This window comes from Desulfatiglans sp., assembly GCA_012513605.1.
GTDB lineage: Bacteria > Desulfobacterota > DSM-4660 > Desulfatiglandales > HGW-15 > JAAZBV01.
The window spans coordinates 1-6,576 of sequence record JAAZBV010000091.1; the positions used below are offsets into that span (position 1 = coordinate 1).

General features: G+C 44.3%; 7 protein-coding genes. 2 read left to right on the plus strand and 5 right to left on the minus strand.

The features are described from left to right. Positions 1-1,067, plus strand: a 1,067-nt coding sequence (locus GX654_12295) for an aldehyde dehydrogenase family protein (GenBank protein NLD37638.1), incomplete at its 5' end; no start/stop codon positions are given. Between the two features lie 3 nt (positions 1,068-1,070). Here GX654_12295 and GX654_12300 read toward each other — a convergent pair. From GX654_12300 to GX654_12315, 4 genes are read right to left on the minus strand one after another with little or no spacing between them, the layout of a single operon-like run. Beyond that, complete coding sequence (locus GX654_12300) at positions 1,071-1,511, minus strand: transcriptional repressor (GenBank protein NLD37639.1); 441 nt, start codon at positions 1,509-1,511, stop codon at positions 1,071-1,073. Between the two features lie 15 nt (positions 1,512-1,526). Continuing rightward, positions 1,527-2,342 (minus strand): metal ABC transporter permease, encoded by an 816-nt coding sequence (locus GX654_12305; GenBank protein NLD37640.1) that lies wholly within the window; start codon positions 2,340-2,342, stop codon positions 1,527-1,529. 1 nt (position 2,343) lies between these two features. Beyond that, complete coding sequence (locus GX654_12310; protein NLD37641.1) at positions 2,344-3,099, minus strand: metal ABC transporter ATP-binding protein; 756 nt, start codon at positions 3,097-3,099, stop codon at positions 2,344-2,346. An 11-nt stretch (positions 3,100-3,110) separates the two neighbouring features. Further along, positions 3,111-4,034 (minus strand): zinc ABC transporter solute-binding protein, encoded by a 924-nt coding sequence (locus GX654_12315; protein ID NLD37642.1) that lies wholly within the window; start codon positions 4,032-4,034, stop codon positions 3,111-3,113. A gap of 389 nt (positions 4,035-4,423) precedes the next feature. Between GX654_12315 and GX654_12320 the strand changes: the two genes are divergently transcribed. Then, on the plus strand, positions 4,424-4,567 hold the full coding sequence (locus GX654_12320; protein ID NLD37643.1) for a hypothetical protein: 144 nt from the start codon (positions 4,424-4,426) through the stop codon (positions 4,565-4,567). Positions 4,568-5,445: 878 nt separating this feature from the next. On the opposite strand, the gene GX654_12325 is transcribed toward GX654_12320, so the two are convergent. Then, the gene (locus GX654_12325; protein NLD37644.1) at positions 5,446-6,489 is read right to left on the minus strand and encodes an IS110 family transposase; all 1,044 of its coding nucleotides are present in this window, start codon (positions 6,487-6,489) and stop codon (positions 5,446-5,448) included. Between the last annotated feature and the right edge of the window lie 87 nt (positions 6,490-6,576).

Here is a 6,576-nt window from a genome sequence, read left to right on the forward strand (position 1 = left end):
TCAACTATCCGCTCAACGAGACCTTCACCACACTCATTCCCGCTCTGGCCATGGGCAACACAGCGGTAGTAAAGCTGCCGCGCTATGGGTCTCTGTGCCAGATCCCCCTGTTGCACGCATTTAAAGAATGTTTTCCCAGGGGTGTGGTCAACATCATTAATGGTGATGGCAGGGATGTGGCTGGCCCCATCATGGAATCAGGACAGGTGGCAGCCCTTGCCTTCATTGGCAGTTCACGCGCTGCCAACATTCTTAAGAAGCAGCATCCAATGCCCAACAGGCTGCGCTGCATCCTGGGGCTTGACGCAAAGAACCCGGGCATCATACTTCCGGACGCTGATATAGACCTGGCTGTCAGGGAGTGCGTCACGGGCGCACTGTCCTTCAACGGCCAAAGATGCACAGCGCTCAAGATCCTGTTCGTGCACCGCTCAATCGCTGATGCCTTCGTAAAGAGGCTCTCCGATGCAGTAGACGCCCTCCCTTTTGGCCTTCCCTGGGAAAAAGGTGTGCGCATCACACCGCTCCCTGAGCCCGGAGCGCCGGATAAGATGCGTTCCCTGGTTGACGACGCTGTTAAAAAAGGGGCCTCAATATGCAACTCAAATGGAGGCATCTCTAATGAGAGCTTTTATTTTCCGGCGGTGGTCTATCCTGTTACATCTGATATGCAGCTCTACACTGTAGAGCAATTCGGTCCTGTGGTGCCGGTTGCAGTTTTCGATAACGAGCATGAGGTGTTTGACTATATCGTCTCTTCCAACTTCGGACAGCAGGCGAGCATCTTCGGCAAAGACCCTAAGAGGGTAGGCCCGCTCATTGACGTGTTCGCAAACCAGGTGTGCCGCATAAACCTCAATGCCCAGTGTCAGCGAGGCCCCGACGTTTATCCATTTACCGGACGTAAGGACAGCGCAGAGGGCACGCTTTCAGTCTCTGATGCGCTTCGCTGTTTTTCAATCCGCTCCATGGTGGCAGCCACGGAAAGCGACGCCGGTAAAGAGCTCCTCCGCGAAATCATCCACGAGCGCTCTTCCAGCTTCGTCAACACCGATTATCTGTTCTGACAATTACCTGGTTTGCGATTTTTCACAGTTCTTACATATCCCGTCTATACGCACCTCCACCTTATCCACCCTGCCGGGAAAGATCTTCATGAAGGTCTCTGCATCCACCTTTAAGCTGTCAGGGCTCAGGCAGTCCATCTGTCCGCAGATCTTGCAGTAAAAGTGGGGGTGGGGTTTATGATTTTTATTGGGCGCAAGGCCGTAATAGAATGCCCTGCCGCCAGTGCTTATGCGTTCTGCAACATGGTGATCAACCAGGAGGTCAAGTATCCTGTATACTGTCACCTGGTTGATTGCGCCGGAGCGTTCAAGGGTCTTAAATATATCCGCGGCTGAAAGGGGGAAGGGGTTACTGCCAATCACTTCAAGAACAGCGATGCGGTTTGAACTGGCCTCAAGCCCTGCCTTTACAAGCATCTCTTCATAATTACATTGATTGCACATAAGCTAACCTAACAACTATACCCTTAATATATATTTAACCCTGTCTAATATTAATGAAAATATAAATGCAATGGCTGAAACCATTATTATGGATGCCCCTGATGTCAGGTCATATCTGTATGAGATCATAAGACCAATCACTGTAAAAACCGCCCCCAGCAGACTTGAAACCACCATCATCTGAAAAAGTGATTTGACATATTTTTCCGCAATGAAGGGGGGTATGGTCAGGAGCGCAATTACAAGGATAAGCCCCACTATCTGTATGAGGAGCACAGTAGTTATTGCAAGCATTCCTATAAGGCTGAAATAGAGTTTTACTACAGGCACCCCCCTTGTTTTGGCAAACTCCTCATCATATGACATGGCAATAAGATCCTTGTAAAAGAGCCTTGCAAGTATAATCATGAGCAGCGCTATAATGATCATAATATAGATATCATTTCTGGTAACAGTAAGGATGCTTCCAAAGAGGTAGCTCATAAGGTCCGCGTTATAGCCCGGTGTTATATCTATCATAATAATGCCAAAGGCCATGCCGAAGGCCCATATAACGCCGATAATGGTATCAGCCCTATGTTTTGCAGCATGGCTTACCATGGCCATTATCATTGCGGCAAAAAATGAAAAGCCCATTGTGCTTGGGAGATATGGCCACTTGAGATAAAATGCAAGCCCCACACCCCCATAGGCGGCATGGGCTATTCCGCCTGATAAAAAGACTATCCGGTTTACCACCACAAGGGTCCCCATGATACCACAGATTATGCTTGCTACGAGGCCTGCAAACAGGGCGTTCTGGAAAAAATCAAACTGAAGAGCTTCGAGCATGTCAGTTCACCTCATGATCCTTAAGCACGCGGTGGGGCATGCCGTGGGCTATAAGCTCTACAGGGCATGTCTCTCCTGTGGAGCCGGCATACATATGCTCAAGCATCTCGCCTGTGATCTCTGCCTGGTTATGGTAATAAAGCTTTTTATTCACGCATGCCACTGACTTTACATAGCGTGAAATAAGGAGCAGGTCATGGCTTACTAGCAGGATAGTGATCCCATTATTAAGCTCCTTTAAGAGCCTGTAAAAATCGGTCTGTCCTTTTGCGTCAATGCTCGCTGTGGGTTCATCCAGGAGAAGCAGCTTTGGCCCTGAAACAAGTGCCCTTGCAATAAATACCCTCTGACGCTGTCCGCCGGAAAGGGAGCCTATTTTTCTATCTGCATATGCTTCCATCTCCATACGAGCGAGGGCAGCAATAGCCTGTGAACGATCCGCCCTGGTATCACTATTGATCATCCCCATAAGCACAACATCAAGGGCTGTGATCGGAAATGACCTGTTTACATGCACATTCTGCGGCACATAGCCGATACACCTTGATGCCTTTTGCGGTGGCTTTCCATCAACAAGTATGCTGCCCTTGTGAGGGGCGAGCAGCCCCAGTATCAGTTTAAGCAGCGTGGTTTTACCCCCTCCGTTTGGCCCGATAATGGCTGCAAAATCCCCATGCGGGATCATTAAGTTCACATCCTTGAGCACTGTCTCCTTTTCAAAGGAGAAATCAACATCACTTATTTCAATTATAGCCATCTATATTATCTCTATTTCAATGCGTCCCTGAATTTATCCGCCACATCCTTTAGATTTTCCAACCACTCATATGCCATTGGATCGGCAAAAATAACCTCTCCGCCTATCTCTCTCGCAATAACCTTTGCACTTTTAACAGAAAATTGCGGCTGTGCAAAGATAACCTTTATATTATTTCCCCTTGCATGGCTGATCAGTTCTTTTAATTGTGCAGGTTTGGGCTCCTTGCCCTCGATCTCAACCGGCACCTGTTCAAGCTTATAGGCATTGGCAAAATAACCCCAGGCTGGGTGGAATACAATAAACTTCATGCCGGATTTCTCTTTAAACATGGTTTTTAATTCTGAATCCAGTTGTTCAACCCTGCGGATAAAGTTTTTGTAATTAGCCTCATACTCATTTTTATGGGCAGGGTCAGCTTCCTTCAGCGCATCCAGGATTGCGGTTGCCTGTATCTTTACAAGCGGGGGAGATAACCAAATATGGGGGTCAAGGCTATGGTGATCATGGTGTATATCTTCACCTGCTTCATACTCATGGTGATGATCTGCATCTTCATGGTGATCCAATTCATGATGATGAGATTTCATGGGTATCTTTTTAATGCCCTCATCCGTATGGACCACCTTGATCGCCGGGTTAATGGAGACGATTTTGTCAAAATGTGCCTCTTCAAATTCAATACTTGTGGCAAAATAGAGCCTTGCGCCAGAAAGGCTGACCATCTGCCTGGGCTTTGGCTCATATGTATGCGCATCTGCGCCAGTCGGCACCATTACCTGGCAATCCACCAAATCTTTGCCTATCTGCTGAACAAAATATCTCTGTGGTTCTATAGTAACAAAGACTTTAAGTTTGTCAGATGCAGAAGCCACTGTGCATAAAGCCAATATAAAAAACAGGATCGAAAAGTATAGTCTCGCCGGTGTTTTCAATTTATCTCTCCTTCATAACATATTTATCAGGCCAATGTTAGATCATGCAACTTGTTATCATAATTAAATTGGCATGATAAATAGTTAATAATATATCCAATAGATTATAAATAATGTAAATTTGTAATGAATTATTGCATAAGTAAATGCAAAAATATTGCATTTAATGAGAAAAGGCAATATAAATCCCCGAAATAAATGCCATTACAGGTTTTATAAATAGAGTCACATAATCAGGTCTATATGAATAAAGCTGAAAAATACAGGTGCAGACATGTTAAACTAACCGGGATGTTTCAGCGGGATAAGGAACTCAGGAAATATTTCGGGGTCATTGATACTGCTGTGCTGCTGATGCCTTGCCCCTTGCTATAGCCTTTGATTCGGATATGGCTAATAAATATAAAAATGATCAGTGGGTTCAGATAGAGGGCATTTTTGATATCCGACAAATGGGTGGCAATAAGGTGCCTCTTATTATTGAACCAATATTAAAGCCTGCTGAAAAACCACCATTCCCATACCTGTTTTGAACAGGGTGAGTAGTTATTGTGAAAAGTATTTATTTCAGATGCCGTTTAGTTATCAGTGTTGCAGCCGCCATATTTTTAGCGGTTGTACCGCTTATGCACGGGCTGCACCTGGTACTTTCATCACATTTGCATAGTGAGTGTATCGCCTGCCATGATAGCAGCTTACCCCATTTTCATGAAATGCACGACAGGCATCTCTTTAATCATGGTTCTATTGCCCCATCCATATCGGCTGATACAAACACTTATAAGGCCTCCGCTTGTCAATAGGAAATAGCTCATCGAAGCCGAAAAATCTTTAGTTTTTCAGTCTAGGCAAAACGTCCTAGTGAATCAGTAAGTTATAGCCCTGACTTAATTTCATATTCAGTTCAGAATTCAAAGATTCTGCACCAAACACTTATCGAGGTTCAACAGTCTATATGTAATCGGAAAGCAACTGTTAACACTGACAAAGCAGCAGGAATATTATTTGCGCGAGAATGGGTTTTGTATAACTCGTCGGAGCGCATATAATGTTCCTGCGGGCCTAAGGATTACAGACCGCTGCAATCATATAAATATGAATGCGACACTAGAAATATTACCGTGCCCTCATACCGTCCTAATCAAAGAAAGTGGTTGATAAACTGCATCCCCAGTTAGTTACAGGTTCGGGTGAGGGGCAGAACCTTACCTACGAGCCAAAAGGCACGTCGATATATTTTAGGAGCGGGACGGACCGCTAATCAACGCATATGGTTACCGGAATATATATGCACACCATCCGCTGAGTGCTATATGGCACATGGGTTTTCTTGACCCCGCCTGGATGCGAACACGTGTTTATTTCCTTTATGGCACCAGTTAGACTTCTGGCTGATCCGCCCCCTCCATCTCTAAAGCCCAAAGAATTTATCCTGATCAAAGGGCTTCTTTTTCTTTAATATATAATATACTGCACGACCCAGCTTATGCGCCAGGATAGACAATGCTTTTCCTTTTCCATGTTTATTTGTAAGTCTATCCAAATACTTTTTAGCTTGATCATTTCCTCTTATAAATAGAACCGAAGCTTCAGAAAAGGCCCATTTGAGATGGGCATTACCTATTTTTTTACCGCCTGAGCCGTATTTTTTACCATCCGATTCATGTGAGCATTTTACAAGCCTGCTGTATGAGGCGAAGTCCTGAACAGTCGGAAATCGGTTAATATCTTGAATTTCATAAAGGATTACCATAGATAATATCTTTCCTATTCCATTTATAGTGTTAAGCAGGGCAAGGGATATAGGATCATGGTATTTTGCCGTTTTAACGATATTCCATTCCATTGAAGCAATAATAGGGTCATAGGCTTCAATTACCTGTAGATCGACAGCGACCATGTTTTGCACAGAAAAGTCATCGAACTTTTCTACTACTCCTTCCCTGTTTTTAGGTCTGGCTATTTTTCCAAAGGGATCATCGAGATTATACTGGCTTCTTGTATTCTGTATATGACTGAAGAGTTCAGCCCGTTTTCGTACCAGATGATTTCGTCTTCTTAAAAGGTTCCTTGTTGCCCTCATTTTTTGGGGGTATACATAGGATTGGGGTATCATTCCTCCCCTGAGTAGTACCCCTATTTTTTTTGAATCAATTTTATCATTTTTAGCTTTGCCTCCATGTATGGCTTTCATGTATAATGCGTGCCCGAGGACAAAAGGAATATTTTCTTTAGTACATAGATCAGCGAGCCAGTACCATGTGAACATACACTCAACTGCAACAACAATGTCCTCCCTGTATGGTTCAATGACTTTTAAAAATAAATCTCTGCTGGTCTTCAGGTTTTTGTGAACCATGATTTCACCCGATCCATCAAGGATGCATATATACATATTCCTTGCATGTAAATCGATTCCGCAATAGTATTTGTGTTGCTTTGTATAAAATTTCATCTGGCCTTCTCCTTTTCTAATGGGTTTTTGGTTTTCTTCGCAAAAGAACTATATACCATTAGAGGAGGAGGCCTTAAACATTATCAA